General features: G+C 74.1%; 19 protein-coding genes and 1 rRNA gene. 7 read left to right on the top strand and 13 right to left on the bottom strand.

Annotated features, from left to right (window positions below):
* Positions 1-179: 179 nt before the first annotated feature.
* The 4 genes from ald to ABZ172_RS10190 all read right to left on the bottom strand — a co-directional run bounded on the left by ald (position 180) and on the right by ABZ172_RS10190 (position 6,416).
* Complete coding sequence (ald, locus tag ABZ172_RS10205) at positions 180-1,295, bottom strand: alanine dehydrogenase (RefSeq protein WP_356882440.1); 1,116 nt, start codon at positions 1,293-1,295, stop codon at positions 180-182.
* Between the two features lie 222 nt (positions 1,296-1,517).
* Entirely contained in the window at positions 1,518-3,551 is a 2,034-nt protein-coding gene (locus ABZ172_RS10200; RefSeq protein WP_356882199.1) for a tetratricopeptide repeat protein, read from the bottom strand.
* Between the two features lie 430 nt (positions 3,552-3,981).
* Positions 3,982-4,608, bottom strand: coding sequence for an NUDIX hydrolase (locus tag ABZ172_RS10195; RefSeq protein ID WP_356882197.1), 627 nt, complete (start codon positions 4,606-4,608; stop codon positions 3,982-3,984).
* A 137-nt stretch (positions 4,609-4,745) separates the two neighbouring features.
* On the bottom strand, positions 4,746-6,416 hold the full coding sequence (locus ABZ172_RS10190) for a CTP synthase (RefSeq protein ID WP_356882195.1): 1,671 nt from the start codon (positions 6,414-6,416) through the stop codon (positions 4,746-4,748).
* A 439-nt stretch (positions 6,417-6,855) separates the two neighbouring features.
* Here ABZ172_RS10190 and ABZ172_RS10185 point away from each other — a divergent pair, with 439 nt between their 5' ends.
* The 5 genes from ABZ172_RS10185 to ABZ172_RS10165 all read left to right on the top strand — a co-directional run bounded on the left by ABZ172_RS10185 (position 6,856) and on the right by ABZ172_RS10165 (position 13,617).
* A complete protein-coding gene (locus ABZ172_RS10185) occupies positions 6,856-8,658 on the top strand; it encodes a glycoside hydrolase family 15 protein (protein WP_356882438.1) in 1,803 nt (600 codons plus the stop codon).
* A gap of 151 nt (positions 8,659-8,809) precedes the next feature.
* Positions 8,810-9,781, top strand: a complete 972-nt coding sequence (locus ABZ172_RS10180) for a LysR family transcriptional regulator (RefSeq protein ID WP_356882193.1) — start codon at positions 8,810-8,812, stop codon at positions 9,779-9,781.
* A gap of 75 nt (positions 9,782-9,856) precedes the next feature.
* Entirely contained in the window at positions 9,857-10,396 is a 540-nt protein-coding gene (locus tag ABZ172_RS10175; RefSeq protein ID WP_356882190.1) for a DapH/DapD/GlmU-related protein, read from the top strand.
* Positions 10,397-10,489: 93 nt separating this feature from the next.
* Positions 10,490-11,887: an FAD-binding oxidoreductase gene (locus ABZ172_RS10170; protein ID WP_356882188.1), complete on the top strand. Its 1,398-nt coding sequence runs from the start codon at positions 10,490-10,492 to the stop codon at positions 11,885-11,887.
* A gap of 98 nt (positions 11,888-11,985) precedes the next feature.
* Complete coding sequence (locus ABZ172_RS10165; protein ID WP_356882186.1) at positions 11,986-13,617, top strand: PucR family transcriptional regulator ligand-binding domain-containing protein; 1,632 nt, start codon at positions 11,986-11,988, stop codon at positions 13,615-13,617.
* Between the two features lie 62 nt (positions 13,618-13,679).
* Here ABZ172_RS10165 and ABZ172_RS10160 read toward each other — a convergent pair whose 3' ends face one another.
* From ABZ172_RS10160 to ABZ172_RS10140, 5 genes are all read right to left on the bottom strand, one after another.
* A complete protein-coding gene (locus ABZ172_RS10160) occupies positions 13,680-14,753 on the bottom strand; it encodes a glycosyltransferase family 4 protein (RefSeq protein WP_356882184.1) in 1,074 nt (357 codons plus the stop codon).
* 175 nt (positions 14,754-14,928) lie between these two features.
* Positions 14,929-16,674, bottom strand: a complete 1,746-nt coding sequence (gene recN, locus ABZ172_RS10155) for a DNA repair protein RecN (protein WP_356882182.1) — start codon at positions 16,672-16,674, stop codon at positions 14,929-14,931.
* Between the two features lie 83 nt (positions 16,675-16,757).
* A complete protein-coding gene (locus ABZ172_RS10150) occupies positions 16,758-17,699 on the bottom strand; it encodes an NAD kinase (protein WP_356882180.1) in 942 nt (313 codons plus the stop codon).
* Complete coding sequence (locus ABZ172_RS10145; protein ID WP_356882178.1) at positions 17,696-18,511, bottom strand: TlyA family RNA methyltransferase; 816 nt, start codon at positions 18,509-18,511, stop codon at positions 17,696-17,698. Before ABZ172_RS10145 ends, ABZ172_RS10150 begins: the two co-directional genes overlap by 4 nt.
* A 7-nt stretch (positions 18,512-18,518) precedes the next feature.
* Complete coding sequence (locus tag ABZ172_RS10140; RefSeq protein ID WP_356882176.1) at positions 18,519-18,833, bottom strand: hypothetical protein; 315 nt, start codon at positions 18,831-18,833, stop codon at positions 18,519-18,521.
* Between the two features lie 42 nt (positions 18,834-18,875).
* On the opposite strand from ABZ172_RS10140, the gene ABZ172_RS10135 reads away from it, so the two are divergent.
* Positions 18,876-19,223 (top strand): alkyl sulfatase C-terminal domain-containing protein, encoded by a 348-nt coding sequence (locus ABZ172_RS10135; protein WP_356882174.1) that lies wholly within the window; start codon positions 18,876-18,878, stop codon positions 19,221-19,223.
* Between the two features lie 214 nt (positions 19,224-19,437).
* On the opposite strand, the gene ABZ172_RS10130 is transcribed toward ABZ172_RS10135, so the two are convergent.
* Complete coding sequence (locus tag ABZ172_RS10130; protein WP_356882172.1) at positions 19,438-20,466, bottom strand: HAD hydrolase-like protein; 1,029 nt, start codon at positions 20,464-20,466, stop codon at positions 19,438-19,440.
* A 72-nt stretch (positions 20,467-20,538) separates the two neighbouring features.
* Between ABZ172_RS10130 and ABZ172_RS10125 the strand changes: the two genes are divergently transcribed.
* Entirely contained in the window at positions 20,539-21,819 is a 1,281-nt protein-coding gene (locus tag ABZ172_RS10125) for a DUF1015 family protein (protein WP_356882170.1), read from the top strand.
* 161 nt (positions 21,820-21,980) lie between these two features.
* On the opposite strand, the gene ABZ172_RS10120 is transcribed toward ABZ172_RS10125, so the two are convergent.
* The 3 genes from ABZ172_RS10120 to rrf form a co-directional block, all read right to left on the bottom strand.
* A complete protein-coding gene (locus ABZ172_RS10120) occupies positions 21,981-22,814 on the bottom strand; it encodes a tetratricopeptide repeat protein (RefSeq protein ID WP_356882168.1) in 834 nt (277 codons plus the stop codon).
* Positions 22,814-24,301: a hypothetical protein gene (locus ABZ172_RS10115; RefSeq protein ID WP_356882166.1), complete on the bottom strand. Its 1,488-nt coding sequence runs from the start codon at positions 24,299-24,301 to the stop codon at positions 22,814-22,816. Before ABZ172_RS10115 ends, ABZ172_RS10120 begins: the two co-directional genes overlap by 1 nt.
* A 212-nt stretch (positions 24,302-24,513) precedes the next feature.
* Positions 24,514-24,605: ribosomal RNA gene (gene rrf / locus ABZ172_RS10110) — 5S ribosomal RNA — on the bottom strand; the annotation flags it as partial.

Below are 24,605 nucleotides of genomic sequence, written 5' to 3'. Positions count from 1 at the left end.
CTCTGTCAAGAGCGCGGAGCGTCCGGGGCGCACCTTTCGCGGGGGTGCAAAACGGGTCGAGGGTTACGTCTCCGGCGAGTTGGAGGGAAGCCTCTCATGCGTCCGGCCGGACCTTGCTGGGCAAGGTCCGGCCGGACGCGCGAGGTTGACGGGGAGGGTTGACGGGAGGTGCCGGGCGCTCAGCCCAGCAGCGTGCTCAGCTCGACGTGGTCAAGACCGTGCGCCTCGGCCACCTCGCGGTAAACCACCTGGCCGTCATGGGTGTTGAGGCCCTTGGCCAGCGCGGCGTCACGGCGCAGGGCGTCGGCCCAGCCGCGGTTCGCGAGCTCCAGGATGTAGGGGAGCGTGGCGTTGGTGAGCGCGTAGGTCGAGGTGTTCGGCACCGCGCCGGGCATGTTCGCGACGCAGTAGAAGACCGAGTCGTGGACCGTGAAGGTCGGCTCGGCGTGCGTGGTCGGACGGGAGTCCTCGAAACACCCTCCCTGGTCGATCGCGATGTCGACAAGAACACTTCCGGGCTTCATCTTGGCGACCAGCTCGTTGGTGACCAGCTTCGGCGCCTTCGCACCGGGGATCAGCACGGCGCCCACGACGAGGTCCGCCTCGACGACGGCCTTCTCCAGTTCGAGTGCGTTGGACACGACCGTGCGCACCCGGGTGCCGAAGATCCTGTCGGCCTCGCGCAGCTTGTTGATGTCGCGGTCGAGCAGCGTGACGTGGAAACCGAGCCCGACGGCGATCTGCGTGGCGTTCCAGCCGGAGACCCCGCCGCCGATGACGACGGCACGGCCCGCCCCGGTGCCGGGGACGCCGCCGGGGAGCACACCGCGCCCGCCGACCGAACGCATCAGGTGGTACGCACCGACCTGCGGGGCGAGCCGGCCGGCGACCTCGGACATCGGGGCGAGCAGCGGCAGCGCGCGGGTCGCGGTCTCGACGGTCTCGTAGGCGATCGCCGTCGTGCCCGACTCCAGCAGGGCGTCCGTGCACGCGCGGGAGGCGGCGAGGTGGAGGTAGGTGAAGAGGGTCTGGCCCTTGCGGAGGCGGTGGTACTCCTCGGCGACCGGCTCCTTGACCTTGAGCAGCAGGTCGGCCGCGGCCCAGACCTCGTCGGCGGTGGACAGGATCCGCGCACCGGCGGCGACGTACTCGGCGTCCGGGATGGAGGACCCCTCGCCCGCGTGCTGCTCGACGAGGACCTGGTGGCCGTGCCGGACGAGCTCGTGCACTCCGGCGGGGGTGATCGCCACCCGGAACTCGTTGTTCTTGACTTCGCGGGGGATGCCGACCTTCACGTCGATCACGGTCCTTGGCTCGGGGGGTCGCTGGCGCACAACGGGATACACCCGTATGAACCAAGCATAGGGGGAGACACCGCGAGAAGGTGCGGCAGAGCCATCATTAACGAAGGACTTCTCCCTGTCTAGCCTTACAAACCATTAAGTTTTGATCGAAGCACTACGGATTTCACAGGTCCGGGGGGTGCCCCGGAGCCCGCCGGTGCCGCGGGAGGCCCCTCAGTCCTCGCCCAGCAGCCTGTCGGCCGTCGTCCGGTGCAGCCGGGCCGCCGCCGGGTCCCCGAGCCGGTCCAGGGTGTCCGCGAGCCTGAGCTCCAGCGCGGCCTGGAGCCGCAGGTCACCGGCCTTGCGCGCCAGCTCGACGGCCTCCCGGCAGGTGTGGAGCGACTCCTGCGGCCGGCCCGCGTACTCCTGCACCCGCGCGGCCTCGCTGAGCGCCCGCGCCTGGGCGGGCAGGTCACCGAGCCTGCGGTGCCCGGACGCCGCCGCGCGCCAGTCGCGCAGCGCCTCGCCGTAGCGTCCGGCGTACGTGTGGACGGCGCCGAGCCGTCCGTACAGCCGTGCCGCGTCGGCCCGCTCCCCCTGGGTGAGCCGCTGCGCGAGCGCCCGGCCGTACCAGTCGGACGCCCGGCTGAAGTCCCCGAGCTCCGCGTGCGCGCCGCCCGCGGATTCCATCGCCCTGCCGGTCGCGTAGAGGTCCTTCGCCGCGCGCCCCGCGTCCAGCGCGGCCCGGTAGCGGGCCAGCGCCTCCCGGGTGCGGCCGGTCCTGGCGTCCAGGTCGGCGAGGTTCAGCAGGGCCGCCGCCTTCTCCCGGGGCAGGTCGCGGCGTTCCGCCACGTCGAGGACCAGGCCGTGCAGCCCGTACAGCACGGGGGCGGCCTCCTCGGTGCCGCGGTGCACGGCGAGGGCCCGCACGAGCGCTGCCACCAGCCGCCGGGCGAGGGTGTCCAGGTCCCCGTCGCGCACCGCGGTCCGGGCGGCGGCGAGCAGGGCGGGCTCCCGGGTCCGCAGCCACGCGGCGGCGGCCTCCGGGTGCGGGAAGCGCAGCGAGCGGGGCAGGCCGGCGAGCCTGCGGCGGGCCGGGGAGTCCTCGGGGTCGGTGACCGCACGGCAGGCCTGGAGCCGGCGCACCGTCCGCTCCAGCATCCTGGCGCGGGCCAGCTGGATCTCGGCGGGCCGCTCCCGCTCCTCCAGCGCGGCGCGCACCAGCGGGGCGAGGCAGCCGGGCAGCTCGTACTGCGGCAGCGCGGCGCTGTTGGTCCGGAGGAGGCCGAGCCGCACGAAGTCGTCGAGGGTCGTCCGGGCGGCCGAGACCGAGCAGCCGGCCAGCGCGGAGGCGGTGTGGGCGTCGGCCAGTCCGGCGGGGGCGAGGGCGAGCAGCCGCAGTATCCCGGCGGCGGCGGGCGGGAGCGAGGCGTGGACGAGCCGGAAGGCCCGGGCCAACGGCCGGTCCCCGGAGGGCTGTTCGGGGTCGTCGGGCTGGTCGCGCAGCCGGCCGGTGACATCGGCGACCGAGGCGCCGGGGCGGGCGGCCAGCCAGCCCGCGACCAGGGTGAGCGCGGCGGGCTGTCCCCCGCACTCCTCGGCGAGGGCCTCCGCGGTCCGTGGATCGACCGTGATGCGGACCTGTCCGATGGTGCGCGCGAGCAGCTGCACGGCGGAGCCGGCGTCCAGGCCGCCGAGGGTGCACGGGCGGACCCCGGGGATGCCGGTGAGCGGGCCGGTCGAGGTGGCGACGACCAGGCAGTCCGGGTTGTCGGGCAGCAGCGGGTCGACCTGTTCGGCGTCGACGGCGTCGTCGAGGAGGATCAGGGAGCGCCGCACGGCGAACGCCTCGCGGACCATCTCGGAGAGTTCGTCCTCGTGGGCTCCGGGCGGAGCGGCGACGGAGAGCAGGTCCAGGAGGGCGCGCGCGGTGCGTTCCGTGGGGACCCGCTCGCCCCCGGGTTCGGTGAGCGCCACCTGGAAGACCCCGTCGGGGTAGTCACCCGGTTCGGCGAGCCTGCGGGCGAGTTCGGAGGCGAGCGCGGAGCGTCCGGATCCGGGCCGGCCGGCGATCAGCAGGACCCGGGCGCGGGCCGCTTTGCGGCCTGCCAGGGTGTCCAGCCCGGCCCCCGCGACGTCCTCCTGAAGCGCCTTCAACTCGCGTTCGCGGCCGAAGAACTGAGGTGGTGTCACATCCGGCGGCTCTTTGGTTTCCGCCGTCCCCGCCGGTCCGGCCGGGCCGTTGGTGTCCACCGCCTGATCCGTCACGGGCCACGCTCCACTTCGCTGCACGCGGTTGCCCGCCGGAAGTCCGGACGGGGCCTGTCGAGCGTAGTTCAGAGGTGCGGACGATCACGGCCGAGCGCGGCGGAGACGTCCCCCGATCGGATCAGCTTTTCGTACGATCGGTCCTCCGTCGACGCGGAACCACCGGCCCGCGCGGACGGGCGGGGCGGCCGGACGGGCCGGGCACACGGGCGGGGCGGCCGGCCGGGCGGGAGCGGGGCCCGGGCCGGGGAGCGGCCCGGGCGGACGGCCTGACCGGACCGGCGTCCGGGTGCCGCGCTCCGGCCGGAGCGCGGCACCCGGCGGGCGCGCATCGGACCCGGCCGGGCGCGGGTCGGGCAGCGCCCCGGGCCGCCCGGGCCGTGCCCCGCGGGGCACGGCCGGACAGGTCCCCGGAGCGGCCGGTGGGGCCTCAGGCCTCGAACGGCCGTGCCGGCCACGGGGCGTCGGCCGGGCGCAGTGCGTCCACCCCGTCGCCCGCCAGGGCAGCCGTCAGCGACAGCACACCCACGACCAGGCAGTTGTTGTGCAGATCACCGGCGAGCACACCCCGCACGAGCTCGTCGAGGGGGACCCGGGCCTGCTCCATGTCGGCCTCCTCCTCGGAGACCTCGAAGCGTTCGCCCTCCGCCTCGGAGAGGTCCCGGGCGAGGAAGATCCGCACCGCCTCGTCGCAGCCGCCGGGGGTGGTGTAGACGTCGGCGAGCACCCGCCAGTCCTCGGCCTTGACGTGGGCCTCCTCGTAGAGCTCCCGCTGGGCGGCGTGCAGCGGGTTCTCACCGGGGATGTCGAGCAGCCCCGCGGGGATCTCCCAGAGCTTGTGGCGGACCGGGTGCCGGTACTGCCGCAGGACCAGGACCCCGCCGTCCGCGTCGAGCGCGAGCACGGCGACGGATCCGGGGTGCACCTGGTAGTCGCGGCTGTGGACGCTTCCGTCGGGCATCACGACGTCGTCGGTGCGGACGCTGGTCTTGTTGCCGGTGAAGGGGGTCACCGACGCGGTGACCTGCCACTCCTCGGGCGTGTCCTGGAAACCCATGTACGTCCTCCCACGAACAAACGGAAACCGGGGCGCGCATCCCGTGAAGGAACCGCGCCCCGGTCCACCGTATCGCCTCGGAGCACCCTCGGGCCGCCGGGCCGCTCCCGGGCCCGTCCGGCCCGGTGGAGCGGCCCTCAGGCGTCGGCGGCCGTCCCGCGCGCCGCGATCCGGCGTTCCACGGCGGCCTTCACCAGGCCGGCGAAGAGCGGGTGGGGGCGGGTCGGGCGGGAGCGGAGCTCCGGGTGCGCCTGGGTGGCCACCAGGTAGGGGTGGGCCTCACGCGGGTACTCGACGTACTCGACGAGCTTGTTGTCCGGGGAGGTGCCGGAGAAGACCAGTCCGGCCTTCTTCTCCAGCTCCGCGCGGTAGCCGTTGTTGACCTCGTAGCGGTGGCGGTGGCGCTCCTCGACGTAGGGCTCGTCGGCGTAGGCCTCGCGGACCAGGGAGCCCTCGGCGAGCTTCGCCGGGTAGAGGCCGAGCCGCATGGTGCCGCCCAGGTCGCCCGCGCCCTCGACGTAGGCGAGCTGCTCCTCCATGGTGGAGATGACGGGGTGCCCGGTGGCGGCGTCGAACTCGGTGGAGTTCGCGTCGGGGATGCCGGCGAGGTTGCGCGCGGCCTCGATCACGATGCACTGCAGGCCGAGGCAGAGGCCGAGCAGCGGCACCTTGTTCTCGCGGGCGTACTGGATGGCGCCGACCTTGCCGACCACACCGCGCTCGCCGAAGCCGCCGGGGATGCAGACCGCGTCGACGTCGCCGAGCTGCTTCTGCGCGCCGGCCGGGGTCTTGCAGTCGTCGGAGGCGACCCACTTGACCTTGACGCGGGCCTTGTTGGCGAAGCCGCCGGCCCGGATGGCCTCAGTGACCGAGAGGTAGGCGTCGGGCAGGTCGATGTACTTGCCGACCAGGGCGACGGTGACCTCGTGGTCGGGGTTGTGGACACGGTCCAGCAGGTCGTCCCAGGTGGTCCAGTCCACGTCGCGGAACGGCAGGTCCAGCTTCCGCACGACGTAGGCGTCCAGGCCCTCGGTGTGCAGCACCTTGGGGATGTCGTAGATCGACTTGGCGTCCACGCAGGCCACCACGGCGGCCTCGTCGACGTCGCACATCAGCGAGATCTTGCGCTTGATGGCGGTCGGGACGTCGCGGTCGGCGCGCAGCACGATCGCGTCGGGCTGGATGCCGATGTTGCGCAGCGCGGCGACGGAGTGCTGGGTGGGCTTGGTCTTCAGCTCGCCGGAGGGGCCGATGTAGGGCAGCAGCGAGATGTGCACGACGAAGACGTTGTCGCGGCCGACCTCGTGGCGGACCTGGCGGACGGTCTCCAGGAAGGGCAGCGACTCGATGTCGCCGACGGTGCCGCCGACCTCGGTGATGACGACGTCGACGTCGTCGGTGGCCATGCGGCGGATGCGGTGCTTGATCTCGTTGGTGATGTGCGGGATGACCTGGACGGTGTCGCCGAGGTACTCGCCGCGCCGCTCCTTGGCGATCACCGTGTTGTAGACCTGGCCGGTCGTGACGTTGGCCGAGCCGTCGAGGTCGACGTCGAGGAAGCGCTCGTAGTGGCCGATGTCCAGGTCGGTCTCGGCGCCGTCGTTGGTGACGAACACCTCACCGTGCTGGAAGGGGTTCATCGTCCCGGGGTCGACGTTGAGGTAGGGGTCGAGCTTCTGCATGGTGACCCGGAGGCCACGTGCCTTGAGCAGGGCACCCAGGCTGGAGGCAGTCAGACCCTTGCCGAGGGAGGAGGCGACACCCCCGGTGACGAAGATGTGCTTGGTCGTCGTGGATGTGGGCTGCATAGCCAAAGGGGGCTCCCGTGGTCGCGATCGTGAGGTGCGTACCGGCGTGCCGTGCGGAGGGTCTCCGGAGGTGCCGTCGCTGCGGTTCGGGGGCCTCGTCCACTGCGGGGACGACCACCGGTCCACGGGCTACCAGGGTAACAGCGACGGAGGGAGGCCGCTTCCGGCCATGCCTTCTCCGGGGTCGTCACACGATCATCACGTTCGTTTCAGGTCCACCGCATTCATTCGTGACGGGCGACGGACAAGTCGTGGACAGGCGCGCGGAACCCCTTGGTGCGTCGTATCCTGCTCGGACACTCGCTGCCGAGTTGGCCGGCCCAGCGGCTCCACCCCAGCCCGCTCACCCGTGCAAGAGCTCGTCGGTTCTACTACAACGACCCCTTGACCAGCAGTAAGCGCCCTCCGGGGCGACATGGCCGTTCGACTGGAGAAGCACGTGGCCGGGCGCATCGAGGATTACGCACTCATCGGAGACATGCAGACCGCAGCCCTGGTCTGCCGGGACGGCACGGCGGACTGGCTGTGCCTCCCACGTTTTGATTCACACGCAATTTTCGCCGGGCTCCTCGGTACCGAGGAGAACGGTTTCTGGAGGCTGGGCCCCGCCCGCCCGGAGGGCGCGGAGCCCCCGGCGGCGGACCGGCGCCGCTACCGCGGCGACTCGCTCGTCCTGGAATCGGAGTGGGACACCTCCCGCGGCACGGTCCGGGTGACCGACTTCATGCCGCCGCGTGACGGAGCACCGCAGCTCATCCGCATCGTCGAAGGGGTGAGCGGCCGGGTTCCGATGCGCTCGGAACTGCGGATGCGCTTCAGCTACGGGCGGGTCACCCCCTGGGTGCACAAGGTCGACGGACGGACGGTCGCCGTCGCCGGGCCCGACTCGGTGTGGCTGGACACGGACACGGAGACGTACGGCCAGAACCTGACCACGTACTCCGACTTCACGGTGGCCCCCGGTGACCGGATCGCGTTCACCATCAGCTGGCAGCCCTCGCACCACGAGCCGCCGGGCGTCCCGGAACCGGAGGCCTCGCTGACGGCGACGGAGGACTTCTGGCGCGACTGGGTCGGCCAGTGCACGTACCACGGCCCCTACCGCGAGGCCGTGGTCCGCTCCCTGATCACCCTGAAGGCGCTCACCTACGCGCCGACCGGCGGGATCGTGGCGGCCCCGACCACGTCCCTCCCGGAGGACATCGGCGGCTCCCGGAACTGGGACTACCGCTACACCTGGCTGCGGGACGCGGCGATCACGCTCTCCTCCCTGCTGCGCACGGGGTACCGCGAGGAGGCCCGCGCCTGGCGCGAGTGGCTGCTGCGCGCCGTCGCGGGCGACCCGGAGAACCTGCAGATCATGTACGGCATCGCCGGTGAGCGCGAGCTCGGCGAGGCGGAGCTGGAGTGGCTTCCGGGCTACGAGAACTCCGCCCCGGTCCGGGTCGGCAACGGCGCGGCCAACCAGCTCCAGCTCGACGTGTACGGCGAGGTCACCGAGGCGCTCCACCTGGCGCACATGACGGGGCTGACCCGCAACGACTACGCGATGGGCCTCCAGCTCAAGCTGATCGAGTACCTGGAGAAGCACTGGGAGGAGCCCGACGAGGGCATCTGGGAGGTGCGCGGGCCGCGCCGGCACTTCGTGCACTCCAAGGTGATGGCCTGGGTCGCGGTCGACCGCACGATCAAGCTGATCGAGGCGGGGGACGTGGAGGGGCCCCTGGAGCGCTGGCACCAGCTCCGCGAGGACATCCACCGGGACGTCTGCGAGCACGGCTACGACCCGGAGCGCAACACCTTCACCCAGTCCTACGGGTCGAAGGAACTGGACGCGTCGCTGCTGCTGATCCCGCAGATGGGCTTCCTCCCGCCGGACGACAAGCGCGTCATCGGCACGATCGAGGCGATCCAGCGGGAGCTGTCCACGGAGGACGGCTTCGTGCTGCGCTACCCCACCGAGGGCGACGACGCGGGCGTGGACGGTCTGGAGGGCGACGAGGGCGCGTTCCTCGCCTGCTCGTTCTGGCTGGCGGACGACCTGGCGATGATCGGCCGGGTCGACGAGGCCCGCCGGCTCTTCGAGAAGCTGCTGTCCCTCCGCAACGACCTCGGCCTGCTGGCCGAGGAGTGGGACTCCCGGCTCCAGCGTCAGGTGGGCAACTTCCCCCAGGCGTTCAGCCACGTCCCGCTGATCGACACGGCGCTGCGGCTGACGGCCAGCGGGGCGTACGTCGGCTGACCCGCCCGCCCTCTCGTGCACAGGACCCGCCCCGGTCGGACGACCGGGGCGGGTCCTGCCGTCGCGGGGCCCTCATGCTCCGGGGCGTGCCGTCCCGCAACCGGTCCACCACGCCTCACAACCCTCGGTTGTACGCCCCTAGGGTGAACCGGTGGACATCGAGGCATTGCGATCGTTCGTCCGGGCGGCGGAGCTCGGACAGGTGCGGCGTGCGGCGGACGAGCTGGGCGTGACGCAGCAGGCCGTCTCCAAGCGGATCGCCGCCCTGGAGCGCCGGCTGGAGGTCAGGCTCCTCTCACGGAGCGCCCGGGGCGTCGGGCTGACACCCGACGGCCGGGTGTTCCTGCCGCACGCGCGGAGTGTCGTCGCGGCCGCCGACCGCGCGGTCTCCGCGGTCGGGCCGGGTGCGCGGACCCTGCGCGTCGACGTGCTCGGCCTGCGGAGCGCGCAGGCCGTCGTGCTGCACGAGTACTGGCGGTCGCGGCCGGGAACCGGCCTGGACGTGGTGACCCTGCGGGCCGACGACCCGGGCGTGGCGGCCGCCGCCGTCGAGGCGGGCGAGGTCGACGCCTCCTTCCGCACGGTCACGGCTCCGGGCGCGTTGCCGCCCGGGGTGCGGATGATCCACGCGTTCGACTCCCCGCTGGACCTCCTCGTCGGTCCGCGTCATCCGCTCGCCCACGAGCCGGAGGTGACGCCCGCGCGGCTGCGCGGGCACCGGATCTGGATCCCCGGTATCGCGCCCCTCAGCGAGTGGTCGGACTTCTACGACCAGCTCGTGACCGCTTTCGGCCTGCGCGTCGACGCGGCGGGCCCGCACTTCGGGGACGAGGTGCTGCTGGAGACCCTCGCGGAGTCGCCGGACGTGGCGACCCTGGTGGGGGCGCGCGACCGGTACGTCTGGCCGGCGGCCCACGGTCTGCGGCGCATCCCCGTCGTGGACCCGGTCCTCGCCTACCCGCTCTCCCTCATCCTCCCCGGGACCCACCCGCATCCGGCGCTCGGCGGTCTCATCGCCCATCTCGGGAGCCTGCCGCGGCCCGCCGGCCGGGTCTGGCGCCCGTCCTGGGCGAAGGTGCCGGGCGGCGGCGACGCGCAGAAGCACGGGGCCGGTCACCGGTGACCGGCCGTCAGCGGACCGGTGTCCCGGGGGCCGTGCCCGGCCGCCGGGACGGCAGAGAGGAATGAGGAGCACCGTATGTCCGACCGTCTCATGCGTATCCACAGCCCGGAGTTCCGGGCCATGTCGGAGCGGGTCCTGCGGGTCACGGAGCTGACCTCCCGCCTGAACGTCCTGCCCTTCGACGACGAGGAGGGCAGGGCGGAGCTGCTCGGCCGGATACTCGGCCGGCCGCTTCCCTCCGGGGTCACCGTGTATCCGCCCTTCTTCACCGACCACGGCCTGAACCTGGAGTTCGGGCCGCGGGTGTTCGTCAACCAGAACTGCACGTTCCTCGACTACGCCGGCATCCGGCTCGGCGAGCGCGTGATGATCGGGCCGCGGGCCACGTTCATCACCGTGGGCCACCCGGTCGATCCCGGGGACCGGCGCGGGTGGCTGAGCGGCGCGCCCATCGACGTCGCGGAGAACGTGTGGATCGGCGCCGGCGCCACGATCCTCCCCGGGGTCAGCATCGGCCGTGACGCCGTGGTCGCCGCCGGCGCGGTGGTGGCCGACGACGTGCCGCCGGCGAGTCTGGTGACCGGCGGGAAGGCGGCGGTACGGCGACGGTGGTGACCGCACGGTCCGGCCGCCCCCGAGGAACGGCCGGTGTCCACGGCCGGTCCTACGATGGAGGGGTCCTGCAGAGCCCTGTGAAGGGGGCACGCCATGACACCCCGCACCTCCGTGCCGGACACCGCCGCGGCCGGCCTGCGCCCCGGCTTCACCGGTGAGGTCCACGTCCCGGGCGACCCGGGCTACGACGAGGCACGCACCGTCTTCAACGGCATGATCGACCGCAGACCCGCGGTGGTGGCCCAGTGCGCGTCCGGGACGGACGTGGCGCGGGCGCTCGCCGTCGCACGAGACCGGGGGCTGGAGGTCGCGGTGCGCGGGGGCGGCCACAGCGTCGCGGGCATGGCCCTCAGCGAGGGCGGCCTGGTGGTGGACCTGCGCCGGATGCGCTCGGTCGAGGTCGACCCCGGCGCCCGGTCCGCCCGTGTCGGCGGGGGCGCCGTCATGAGCGACCTGGACCGGGCCACCCAGCCGTACGCCCTGGCGACCACCGGCGGACGGGTGTCCACCACCGGCGTCGGCGGCTTCACGCTGGGCGGCGGCTCGGGCTGGCTGGAGCGGGCGTTCGGGCTGGCCTGCGACAACCTGCTGGCCGCCGACGTGGTGACGGCGGACGGCACGCTCGTCCACGCGCGGGCGGACGAACACCCCGAGCTGTTCTGGGCCCTGCACGGCGGCGGGGGCAACTTCGGTGTCGTCACCTCGCTGACGCTGAGGCTGCACGAGCTGCCCCGGATGAGCATCGTGATGCTGCTCTTCCGCCCGGAGGACGGCCCCGAGGCGGTCCGTACGTACCGGGACGTCATGGAGTCCGCCCCCGACGAGGCGGGCGGCGGCTGCATGTACGTCACCGCGCCGCCGGAGGAGTGGGTCCCGGAGGACATGGTGGGCCGGCTCGTGTGCGCCGCTCTCGTCACCTTCACCGGGACACCGGACCGGGCGCGCGACGTGGCGGCCCCGCTGCTGGCCCTGGACCACCGGGCGGAGATCGTCGACACGATCCCCTACGCGGAGCTGCAGTGCATGCTCGACGATCCGCCCGGCCTGCGGAACTACTGGTCGGCGGAGTACCTGGACGCGTTCCCGGACGAGGCCGTCACGGCGTTCTGCGCGAACGCCGCCACCCTCCCGGTCCCCACGCCCACCCAGCACGTGCTGTTCCCGATGGGCGGCGCGGTGGCGCGCGGAGCCGCCGACCACCCGCTGCCGTGGCGGTCCTGCCCGTGGGCCGTCCACCCCTTCGGGATCTGGGAGAACGAGACGGACGACGAGCGGGTCAGGGGGTGGGTGCGCGGGGTACGCGACTCGATGCTGCCGTGGGCGAACGGCGCGGTCTACCTCAACTTCATCGGCCGCGAGGGGCAGGAGCGGGTGGTGGCCGGATTCGGCGAGCGGGCCTACGAGCGGCTGTCCCGCGTGAAGGCCCGGTACGACCCGGACAACGTCTTCCACCTGAACCACAACGTGAAGCCCGCGGTGGCCGTGGTGTGACGCGGCACGGCGGGGCCCGGTAGCTTCCTGACCGGGGGCCTCCGCGCCCCGGACACCCCGCGCCTGGGCGCACGAGTGGAAGCACGAGGCCGGAGCCGGTGGAGACAGAGGGCGTGATCACCGTACGGCGGGCGCTGGAGCTGCCGGGGCTGCGCGGCGGACTTCCGGAGGTCCTGACCGGTGCGGACCACCTGGACCGTGCGGTGCGCTGGGTGCACGCCGGTGAGGCGCCCAACCTCCCCGACCTGCTCAGGGGCGGGGAGCTGCTGCTCACCACCGGGCTCGGCCTGGGGTCACGCCCCGCCGACCAGCGCGCCTTCGTCCGCAGGCTGGCCGAGCGCGGTATCGCGGCCCTCGTCGTGGAGCTCGGGCCGCGCTTCGGCCGGCTGCCCCCGGCGATCGTGGAGGCGGCGCGCGCGGCGGGGCTGCCGCTCGTCCAGCTGCACCGCGAGGTGCCGTTCGTGGCGGTGACCGAGGAGATCCACACCGAGATCGTGAACGGCCACTACGGCCTGCTCCGGCGGGCGGAGGAGGTCCACCTGCGGTGTACGCAGGCGGTCCTGGGCGGCGGCGGGGTGCCGCAGGTCCTGGGGATCCTGGCGGACTTCGCGGCGAACCCGGTCTTCCTGGAGACCCCCGACGGCCGGCTGCTGTTCGCGGCGGGCACGGACGCCGGACCGGTGGGCGCCGATCCGCTCCAGGTCTGGGAGGGGCTGCGCGGGGCGCGTACGGCGCGTGAGGCGCCCCCCGCCGGCACGGTGGTGGTCGAGGTGCCGGGGAGCGGGCCCGGGCCGGGTTCCGTGCGGGCCCGGCTGGTGCTGCTCGCGGTGTCCGGGCCGCTGGTGGCGGTGCACCGGATGGCCGCCGAGCGGGCCGCGGGCATCCTGGCGGTCGTCCTGATGCAGGCCCGGCAGGAGGACGAGGTGGCGGCGCGGGGCCGCGGTGACTTCCTCACCGATCTCGCCGAGGGCCGGATCGCCCCGTCGGACGCCCCCGCGCAGGCCGGCGTCCTCGGGTTCCGGCCGGGCGGGGACCCGCTGCTCCCGGTGGTGATGCGGCTCTCCCCCGCGTCGGCACCCGCGGGCAGCTGGGCGGTGCTGGCCCGGGCGGTGACGGAGGAGCTCGCTGCGGTGGGGACGCCGGTGCTGGTGGGGGTGCGCCCGGTGGAGGGCAGGGTCCCGCTGCTGCTGGCGCTGCGCCCGGGGACCTCCCGTACGGCGCTCGCGGAACGGGTCGCGGCGGCGCTGCGGACCGGGGCAGACCGGGCGGGCCTCCGCAGCCCCGGTGACCGTGCGCCGTCGGCCGTGGTGGTCGGCGACGCGGGCGGCTGGGAGGCGGCGGGCGCGGGGCTGCGGCACGCGGCCCAGGCGGCGACGGCCGCGCAGGGGCTCGGGGACCGCCCCTGGTACGACGCCCGCCGGCTGGACATCGACCTGCTGCTGTGGCGGCTGCGGGACGATCCGGACCTGGCGTCCTTCGTGGACCGGGCGATCGGTCCGCTGCTGGCGCACGACCGGACCTCGCGCCCCGCGCTGCTGCCCACGCTGGAGGCCTACCTCGCCCATGCGGGCCGCAAGGCGGAGGCCGCACGCGACCTGCATCTGAACCGGCAGACGCTCTACAACCGGCTGGCCCGCATCGGCGAGCTGCTCGGCACCGATCTGGACGACCCCGCGTCGGTGCTGGCGCTGAACCTCGCGCTGCGGGCCCGGCGGCTGACGCCCCGGTGAGGACCGCACCGGCCCGCGGAGCGCCGCGCGCCTCGCCGGCCGGTGCGCCGGCGGACGCCGTCTCAGCCGGTCGCGGCGGGCGTCGCCAACTCGTCGTACACGGAGAGCACATGGGCGATGGTGTCGTCCTCGGTCGGCCAGCCCGCCGCCTGCGCGCGTCCTGACGCCGCGAGCCGCTGCCGGTGCCCGGGGTCGCCGAGAAGGCGCACGACGGCCTCGGAGAGCGCTTCGGCGTCCCCCTGAGGAACGAACTCCGCCGCGTCGCCCACGAGCTCGGGCAGCCCGTCCGCCCGGGCCGCCACCAGGGGGGTGCCGAGCCGCAGGGCCTCCCGCGCGAGCAGCGGGCCGCTCTCCCCCGGGCCGGCCAGGACGGCGAGGTCGGCGGCGGCGAGGAGACCGCCGATGGCGTCCGGGCCGCCCGCGAGGACGACGGGCAGGCCCTCCGCGGCGATCCGGCGCCGCAGCGCGCCGGTCAGGTGCTCCTCCCCCACGACGGCCAGCAGGGGCACCGGGTCGAGCGCGCACCATCCGCGCGCCGCGTCCAGCAGCGCGTCCTGACCGTGCTGGGCGAACGCCACCAGCAACGGTCTTCCGTACGCGCCCAGTTCGGCACGGACCTTGCCGTCGTCGGGGGCGCCGGCGAAGCGGCTCGGGGGGATCGCGGGCGGCGCGAGCCGGGCGTCCCTGGCGCCTCGGCGGCGGGCCCGGTCGACCACCTCCGAGGAGGTGCCCAGCACGACGGCGGCCACCCGGGCCGCCCTGCGCTCCAGCATCCGCAGCAGCCGGCCGCGGGCGCCCGCCGCGGGGGCGCGGGTGTGCCAGGTCACGACCAGCGGGGTGGCCCGGCCGCTGAGCGCGAGCGCGGCGCGCACGGCGGCGTGCAGGCCGTGCGCGTGGACGAGGTCCGCTCCGGCGCACGCGGCGCGCAGGGCGGCGACCGCCGCGGGATCACTGCGCCGGGGCACCGCGACGAACCGGGTCCCGGCGGCGGGCAGGCCGTGGGCGTGACCGGACCCGGCCGGGGCGCAGACGGTGACCTGCACGCCTCTGGCGACCAGCCCCGCGGCGAGCGAGCTGACCCGAGCGCTGCTTCCGGCGCCGCCGCCCAGGACTTGGACCGTACGCAGCTGTGACACGTTGATCGGCTCCCGGGGCTCCCCAGTCGGTGATGTGTACGGTCCCAAGGATGCCAGCCCGCACGCACGTTCCGGGACTGACGAAACGTTGTTCCCGTCCCCTCACCGGCAACGAGGCGGCCCACCCCACTCGTACGAGTGAAGTGGGCCGCGTGAGACTGACGCGGACGCGCCGTCAGCCGTCGGCCCGGGCGGTCTCCAGGAGCTCCTCGGCGTGCGCCCGTGCCGTCTCGGAGTCCTCCTGCCCGGCGAGCATCCGGGAGAGTTCCCGCACCCGGTCCTCGCCCTCCAGGACCGTGACACCGCTCCGGGTGACCGCTCCGTCCACGGTCTTCTCGACCAGCAGCTGCCGGTCGGCGAAGGCCGCCACCTGAGGCAGGTGGGTGACCACGACGACCTGCGCGGACCTGGCGAGCTTGGCCAGCCGCCGGCCGACCTCCACGGCGGCCTTCCCGCCGACACCGGCGTCGACCTCGTCGAAGAGGTACGTCGGCACGGGGTCCGAGCCCGCGAAGACCACCTCGACGGCGAGCATGACCCGGGACAACTCACCGCCCGAGGCGCCCTTGGCGATCGGCCGCGGCTGCGCACCGGGGTGCGGCGCCAGCAGGAGTTCCACCTCGTCGGCGCCGGACGGCCCGTAGAGGACGCTCCGGCCGCCGATGTCGATCCCGGACGGCTCGTCCGGCGCCGCGGTCTGCCCGATGGCGAACGAGACCCGGGCGTGCGGCATCGCGAGGGAGGCCAGTTCCTCGGTGACGTCCGCGGCGAAGCGGGCCGCCGCCTCGGTCCGTGCGTCGGTCAGCCGCTGCCCGAGGGCGGAGAGCTCCCCGCGCAGCGCGTCGCGCTCCGCCGTCAGCTCTCCGATGCGGTCGTCGTCGCCCTCCAGCTCGGTCAGCCGGGCGGCGCCCTCCGTGGCCCAGGCGAGCACGGAGGCGATGTCCTCGCCGTACTTGCGGGTCAGCGCGCCGAGCGCGGCGCGCCGCTCCTCCACGACGGCGAGCCGCAGCGGGTCGGCGTCGAGCTGGTCGGCGTAACCGGCGAGTTCCCCGGCCACGTCGGCCAGCAGGATCGAGATCTCGCCGATCCGGTCGGCGAGGGCCGCCAGGGCGGGGTCGTGCGCCCGCACGCCGTCCAGGGACCGGCCGGCGGCGGCCACGACCGTGGTGGCGTCCACCCCTTCCTGGTCCTCGGGGTCGCCGGCGAGCGCCGCGTGGGCGAGGGCCGCCGCGGAGGCGAGGGCCTCCGCGTGGCCGAGCCGTTCGGCCTCCGCGGCGAGCTCGGTGTCCTCCCCCGGCAGCGGCTCGACGGCGGCGACCTCGTCGAGGCCGAAGCGCAGCAGGTCCGCCTCCTGGGCGCGTTCCCTGGCCCGGGTGGTCAGTTCGTCGAGTTCGGTGACGACGGCACGCAGCCGCCGGTGGGCCGCCGTGTACGCGGAGAGCGGGCCCTCGACACCGTCCCCGGCGTAGCGGTCCAGCGCCTGGCGCTGCCGTGCGGGCTTGAGCAGCCCCTGCTGGTCGGTCTGGCCGTGCACGGCGACGAGTTCGTCGGCGAGCTCGGCGAGCACCCCCACCGGCACGGATCTCCCGCCCAGGTGGGCCCGGGAGCGCCCCTCGGCCGAAACGGTACGGCTGACGAGCAGCGCACCGTCCTCGACCTCGCCCCCGGCCTCCTCGGCCCGTACCGCCGCCGCGTCGCCCGGGGACACGGTGATGCGCCCCTCGACGACCGCGGCCTTGGCGCCGATCCGCACGAGGGCGGGGTCGGCACGCCCTCCGAGCAGCAGCCCGAGGCTGGTGACGACCATGGTCTTGCCCGCGCCGGTCTCACCCGTCACCGCGGTGAAACCGGGTGACAGCTCCACCACCGCGTCGTCGATGACCCCGAGCGACCGTATCCGCATCTCCTCCAACACGGACACGACCTTACGAGGTCCGGGCACCGCCGTGCGACGGACCCCGGTGGCGGATTCACTCCCGCGGGTGTGAGCAGCGTCCCGCGGGGTCAGTGCGGGGCACCCCGCCAGCCCTGGACGGGCAGGGCGAACTTGGCCACCAGACGGTCGGTGAACGACGCCTGGTGGAGCCGTGCGAGCCGTACCGGCACCGCTCCGCGCCGCACCTCGACACGGGCGCCCGCGGGCAGTTCGACGGTGCGGCGGCCGTCGCACCACAGCACCCCGTGCGGGGTGTGCGGCTGGACCTCCACGGCCAGCACCGAGTCGGGTGACGTGACGAGCGGCTTCGCGAAGAGCGCATGGGCGCTGATCGGGACCATCAGCAGCGCCTCGACCTCCGGCCAGACGACGGGGCCGCCCGCGGAGAAGGCGTACGCCGTCGACCCGGTGGGGGTGGCGCACACGATCCCGTCGCATCCGAAGCCGGTCACCGGGCGGCCGTCGATCTCCAGGACGACCTCCAGCATCCGCTCGGGCGAGACCTTCTGCACGGCGGCCTCGTTGAGCGCCCAGTCGGTGTGCACGACGTCGCCGTTGCTGTGCACGACGACGTCGAGCGTCATCCGCTCCTCGACCTGGTAGGCACGGGTCACCACACGGTCGACCACCTGGTCCAGGTCGTCACGCTCGGCCTCGGCGAGGAAGCCGACCCGGCCGAGGTTGACGCCGAGCATGGGCACACCGGAGGCCCGGGAGATCTCCGCCCCGCGCAGCAGCGTTCCGTCCCCGCCGAGCACGATCAGCAGCTCGCAGCCGTCCACGGCGGCGGGCGTCGCGTCGGTGACCGTCTGCACGGACCGCGGCAGCGGCAGGTCCTCCGCCTCGACGGCCAGCGCCCGGACCCCCAGGCCGTTCCGCAGGAGGCCCTGCACGACCAGTTCGGCGCTGCGGATCGCGGCCGGGCGGCCGGTGTGCGCCAGCAGGAAGACCGTGCGGTCCGGGTCCCCCGGCCGCTGCGTGTTCCCGGTGTGTGCCGTGTGCGTCGTCAACGGGGCCCCTCCGCCACTGCGCGGTCGACGTCCGCGGGATCCAGCTCAGGTGCGCCGGCCCGCAGCCACAGAAAGTACTCGACGTTCCCCGACGGCCCGGGCAGCGGGCTCGCCGTCACCCCCTGGACGCCGAGGCCCAGCAGACCGGCCCGGCGCGCCACCTCGCGCACCGCCTCGGCCCGCAGCTCGGGGCTGCGGACCACGCCGCCGGTGCCGAGGCGCTCCTTGCCCACCTCGAACTGCGGCTTGACCATGAGCACCAGGTCGGCGTCGGGAGCGGCGCAGCGCGCGAGGGCGGGCAGCACCAGGCCGAGCGGGATGAACGACAGGTCGCCCACGACCAGGTCCACCGCCGTCCCGTCGATCTGCTCCAGCGTCAGCTCGCGCACGTTCGTACGGTCCTTGACGGTGACGCGCTCGTCGGACTGCAGGGACCAGGCGAGCTGGCCGTAGCCGACGTCCACGGCGACGACGTGGCCGGCGCCGGCCCGCAGCAGGACGTCCGTGAAGCCGCCGGTGGAGGCCCCGGCGTCCAGGGCCCGCCGTCCCTCGACCTCCAGCCCGAGCGGCACGAAGGCGTCCAGGGCGCCCGCGAGTTTGTGCCCGCCGCGCGAGACGTACTCGGGGTCGCTGTCGTCCTTGACGACGACGAGGGCGGCGCTGGTCTCGACCTGGGTGGCGGGCTTCGTCGCGGTGTTGCCGCCGACGGTCACCCGCCCCGCTGCGATCAGCTGGCTCGCGTGCTCACGCGAGCGCGCCAGCTTGCGGCGTACCAGCTCGGCGTCGAGGCGTCGACGTGCCACTCCTGCCACGTTCGGTTCAGCTCCTGTTGTCGTGCGCGGGCGTCGGTGCGGGTGCGGGCCGGGCGTCCAGCGCGGTCAGCTCGTCGCGCAGCCCGCGGTGTACATCCTCGTACACCTCGGTGTGGCCGTCCGCCGCGAGGTGGTCCGCGTCGGCCAGCCGTGCCAGCCGGGCGTCGACCCCGGCGTGCCCGGTGGGTGTACGGGCGACACCGAGCGGGGCGGGCGGGACGGGGTCGAAGGAGGTTTCGGGGGGTGCGACGGGCGGCGTCCCGGCCGTCCCGTCCGTCTCGTCCCGCTGCGCCGTGTCCGGCCCCGGCATCCAGTCGCTCATGCCGGAACGCTACCCCGAAGGGCCGGTGTACCGTCGGTGCCGATGGCGACCATGGCGGAGTGCCGCAGCGCACTCGACACACTTTCCGACAACCTGGCGGGGGCCGACGGCGACGTACGCCGCGCCGCCGACCTCGACCGCTCGCTGAGCTGCCACATCAAGGATCTCGACGCGACGTTCACCGGACGGCTGGCGCACGGCCGGATCACGGTGCTGGACACGCACGAGGGCCCGCCCCGGCAGAAGGCGGAGATCCGGCTCGCGATGACCGGCGACGACCTGGTGGACATGGTCGGCGGCGAGCTGAACTTCGCGAAGGCCTGGGCATCGGGCCGGGTGCGGCTGGAGGCCGGCTTCCGCGACCTGCTGAAGCTCAGGGCGCTGCTCTGAGGGATGTCCTGCCGTCCTCGCTCCGGGTGCCCGGACATGCCCGGATGCACCCCTCACGAGCGGGGCACGGAGGTCCCGTCCCACCGGGGGCGCCCGCCGTACCGGGGCCGGACGCACCGGTCTCCGGCCGCCGCACCGGCCTCCCGTCCCGCGCACCCGGTCCGGACCGGGTGCGGACCGGGTGCGGACCCACCGCGGACTCGTCACGGACCCGCTACAGGCCGAGCCCGGCCACGGCCTTCCGCGCGTCCAGCGGGGACACGCCCTCTCCGGCGTGGGTCCACGCCGCCGCGCACAGGGCCCGCAGCCCGTCGACCGGGTCGCCCTCGCCGTCCATCACGAGTGCCTCGCCGCGCACCTCGGCCGTCCAGCCGCCGCAGCGGAAGCCGGCCCCCTCCTCCGCGACCTCGGGCTGACCGGTGAGCACCCCCCGCAGGTCGCGGTCCACGTAGGTCGGGCGGTGCTCGGGTCCGGCGGCGATCAGCCGGGCCGCGTCGGTCACCCCGGTGAGGACGAGCAGCGAGTCCACACCGCCGTTGAACGCGCCCTCGATGTCGGTGTCCAGCCGGTCCCCGACGACCAGCGGGCGCTTCGCCCCGGTACGCAGCACGGTCTCGCGGTGCATCGGCGGGAGCGGCTTGCCGGCCACCTGCGGTTCGGCCCCGGTCGCGATGCGGACGACCTCCACCGCCGCCCCGTTGCCCGGCGCGATCCCCCGGGCGCTCGGGATCGTCAGGTCGGTGTTGGACGCGAACCACACGGCTCCGCGCGAGATCGCGTACGCGGCCTCGGAGAAGCGGCCCCAGGGAAGGTCGGGTCCGCCGTACCCCTGTGCCACGGCGACCGGATCGTCGTCCGCCGACTCCACCGGGACCAGACCGCGCTCGCGCAGCGCGACCCGCAGCCCCTCACCGCCGACCACGAGCACCCTGGCGCCGGACGGCAGCTGATCGGCCATCAGCCGGGCCACCGCCTGCGCGGACGTGATCACATCGGCGGCGTCCGCCGGAACCCCGAGCTCCGTGAGATGCGCGGCCACCGCGTCCGGGGTCCGCAGCGCGTTGTTCGTCACATACGCCAGGTGCATGCCACCCTGACGGGCGGTGCCCAGCGACTCGACCGCGTGGCCGATCGCGTGCCCGCCCGCGTACACCACCCCGTCGAGATCGAGCAGGGCCGTGTCGTACGCCTCGCTGAGCGCCACCGCGCTCCCGAGCGGCCGGGACCTGTACTGCTGACTCATATGCCTCTGCTCCTCGTTCCGTGCCTCTCCCCCGATCATCGCGCATCGCGGAGGCGCACCTACGATGCACAAATGAACACATCCGGGCCCGCCGTCGGCCAGGGGCTGCGGCTGATCCCCTTCCGCGGCCTGCGGTACGTACCCGAGCGGATCGGCAGCCTCGCGGCGGTCACCTCGCCGCCGTACGACGTCGTGGTGCGGCCCGACGGCCTCCACCACCTGGAGTCCGCGGACCCGCACAACATCGTGCGGCTGATCCTCCCGCAGGCCGGCACGGCCGCCGCACGCCACCGGCAGGCCGCCGACACCCTGAAGCGCTGGCTGGCGGAGGGCGTCCTCGCCCCGGACCCGGTGCCCGCGCTCTACGTCTACGAGCAGCGGGCCGGCGACGCCCTCCAGCGCGGGGTGATCGGGGCCCTGGCACTCTCCCCCGCGTCGGAGGGCGTCGTGCTGCCGCACGAGGACGTCATGGACGACGTCGTCGAGGACCGCGCCGACCTGATGCGCACCGCGGCCGCCCATCTCGAACCCCTGCTCCTCAGCTATGCGGGCGACGGCGGGCCGAGCGGTGCGACGGCCGTGATCGAGCGGGTGGTGGAACGCCTCCCGCTCCTCACCACGACGACGGAGGACGGGGTCGGGCACCGGCTCTGGGCCGTCACCGACCCCGCGGAGCGGGCGGAGATCACCTCCGACCTGTCCCACCGCCAGGCGCTGATCGCCGACGGACACCACCGGTGGGCCACCTATCTGCGGCTCCAGCAGGAGCGGTCCACCCCCGGTCCCTGGGACTTCGGGCTCGTCCTGCTCGTCGACACGGCCCGCTACCCGCTGCGGGTACGCGCCATCCACCGGCTCCTGCGCCGCCTCCCGGTCGCCGAGGCGCTGCGGGCCCTCGACGGGCTCTTCCGCGTCCGGCCCGTCGCGGGGCCGCTGCCCCGTGCGCTCGACGCGCTCGGCGCCGCCGCGGGGGAAGGCAACGCCTTCCTCCTGGCGGGCGACGGCGGCTTCCACCTCGTCGACCGCCCGGACGGGGCACTGCTCGCCCGCACGGTCCGCGCCGACAGGCCGGCGGCCTGGCGCGCGCTGGACGCGACCGTGCTGCACTCCACGCTCCTGGACGAGGTGTGGCGGATCCCCGACGCCCCGGAGCACATCGCCTACCTCCACGCGGCGGATGCCGCGGTCGAACAGGCGGAACGGCACGGTGGCACCGCTGTGCTGATGCACCCGGTGCGTGAGGACGTGGTCAGGGACCTGGCCCGGCAGGGCGTCACGATGCCCCGCAAGTCGACCTCGTTCGGCCCCAAGCCGGCCACGGGGCTGGTCCTGCGCAGCCTCGACATCGGCTGACACACCGCGCGGGGGACGCAGCCGGTAGGACCCCCGCGAGCGGGCGCAGGTGCGGGAGCGGGCGCAGGTGCGGGAGCGGGCGCATGCAAGAGGGCAGCACATGAAGAGGGCGGCACCCGGAGTGGGTGCCGCCCTCTTCATCTGCCGTGATCCGGCGGAGCTCAGGCCTTCGCGGACCCGTTCAGGTCGCCGTGCTCGCCGTCGACCGCTTCCTCGTCGTCGTCGTCCTCGTCAGCCTCGTCGGCCTCGTCGGCCTCGTGAACGTCGTCGTTCCCGATGTCGTCGCGGTCGCGCGCGTCCGTGGCGCGGAGGCCGACGTCCGGAGCGTCGCCGTCGGAGGTCACGGAGGCGTCGGAGGCCTCGGTGTGCTCGTCGTCACCGAGCGCGTCGACGAACTCCACGCCGTCGAGTTCGGCCAGCCGGTCGGACGCGTCGGTCGCACCGTCCTTGTCGGCCTCCAGGGCCTTGCCGAACCATTCACGGGCCTCGTCCTCGCGGCCCGCTTCGAGGAGCGCGTCGGCGTAGGCGTACCGCAGGCGCGGGGTCCACGGGTGCACGGCGTTGGACGCCAGCTCGGAGCTCTGCAGCGTGACGATCGCGGCGTCGATCTGCCCCATGTCCCTGCGGGCGCCGGCGGCGACCAGCCGCATCTCGACCTGGCCGGCCTTGTCCAGCTTCTGCACCTCGGGCTCACCGGCCATGGCCATGGCACGCTCGGGGCGGCCGAGGCCACGCTCGCAGTCGGCCATGACGGGCCACAGCTCCACGGAGCCGGTCATCCGACGCGACGCCCGGAACTCGGCGAGCGCCTCGGAGTACCGCTGGGTGGCGTACGCGGCGAAGCCGGCGGCCTCACGCACGGCGGCAACCCTCGACGCCAGCCGGAGGGCGATACGGGAGTAGGCGTAGGCCTGCTCCGGGTCCTCGTCGAGCAGCCGGGCGACCATGACGAGGTTCCGTGCGACATCCTCGGCCAGGGTCTTCGGCAGGCTCATCAGCTCCTGCCGTACGTCCTTGTCGATCTCGTCGCCGGTGACGTCGTCAGGGAGCGGAAGCCGCTTGACGGGCTCCCGGTCACGGTCGTCGCGCCCCTGGTAGCCGCCCCGGTCGTCCCGGCCGCGGTAGCCACCGCGGTCGTTGCCCCGGTCGTCACGACGGGGTCCGCGGTCACGGTCGTCACGGCGGAAGCCACCGCCGGAGCCGGAACCACCGCGGTCATCGCGGCGGGGGCCGCGGTCGCGGTCGTCACGGCGGTCGAAGCCGCCGCCGGCGGGACGGCCGCCACGGTCGTCGCGCTGGCCACCGCGGTAACCGCCCCGGTCGTCTTCACGACGGGGGGCGCGGTCGTCACGACGGAAGCTGCCGCCCCGGTCGTCATCACGGCGCGGACCACGGTCACGGTCGTCACGGCGGAAGCCACCGCCGGAACCGGAACCACGGCTGTCGTCACGGCGGAAGCCACCGGGACGGTCGTCGTCACGGCGAGGCCCACGCGGCCGGTCGTCACGGCGGTCGAAGCCACCGCCCGAGGGACGGCCACCACGGTCGTCACGGCGGTCGAAGCCGCCGCCGGCGGGACGGCCGCCACGGTCGTCGCGCTGGCCACCGCGGTACCCACCACGGTCGTCTTCACGACGGGGAGCACGGTCGTCACGACGGAAGCTGCCGCCCCGGTCGTCATCACGGCGCGGACCACGGTCACGGTCATCCCGACGGAAGCCACCGCCGGAGCCACCGCCACGGCTGTCGTCACGGCGGAAACCACCGGGACGGTCATCGTCACGACGGGGCCCACGCGGCCGGTCGTCACGACGGTCGAACCCACCACCCGAGGGACGGCCACCACGATCGTCACGACGGTCGAAGCCACCACCCGAGGGACGACGGTCAAAACCGCCGCCGGCCGGACGCCCACCGCGGTCATCGCGCTGACCGCCGCGGTAACCGCCCCGGTCGTCTTCACGACGCGGGGCACGGTCGTCACGACGGAAGCTGCCGCCCCGGTCATCGTCACGGCGCGGACCACGGTCACGGTCATCCCGACGGAAGCCACCGCCGGAACCGGAACCACGGCTGTCGTCGCGACGGAAGCCACCGCCGGAGCCACCGCCACGACTGTCGTCACGGCGGAAACCACCGGGACGGTCATCGTCACGACGGGGCCCACGCGGCCGGTCGTCACGACGGTCGAACCCACCACCCGAGGGACGGCCACCACGATCGTCACGACGGTCGAAGCCACCACCCGAGGGACGACGGTCAAAACCGCCGCCGGCGGGGCGGCCGCCACGGTCGTCGCGCTGACCGCCGCGGTACCCACCACGGTCGTCTTCACGACGCGGGGCACGGTCGTCACGACGGAAGCCTCCGCCACCGGTACCGGAACCACCGCGGTCGTCACGACGGGGACCACGGTCACGGTCGTCGCGGCGGAAACCGCCGCGGTCGCCGTCACGGCGAGGCGCGCCGGACCGGTCGTCACGGCCGCCTCGGTAGCCGCCCCTGTCGTCCCCGTCCCGGCGACGCGGCTCGCGCTCCGAACGGTCGTCGGAAGAGTTGGTGGACATGGGGGTGACTCCTGTCATCGGGTACCACAAGACATTCTCGCGCAGTCGACCATCCGACGCGCTTCGACAAACAAAAAAGGACCCTCGGCCCCAGCATGAACGCTGGGACCAAGGGTCCTGAAAGATTGTTCGGCGGCGTCCTACTCTCCCACAGGGTCCCCCCTGCAGTACCATCGGCGCTGAAAGGCTTAGCTTCCGGGTTCGGAATGTAACCGGGCG

It is taken from the genome of Streptomyces sp. NPDC006296, assembly GCF_040613235.1.
Classification (GTDB): domain Bacteria; phylum Actinomycetota; class Actinomycetes; order Streptomycetales; family Streptomycetaceae; genus Streptomyces.
Note: the sequence above shows the minus strand (reverse complement) of the source record. Positions and strands in the feature narration are given on the sequence as shown.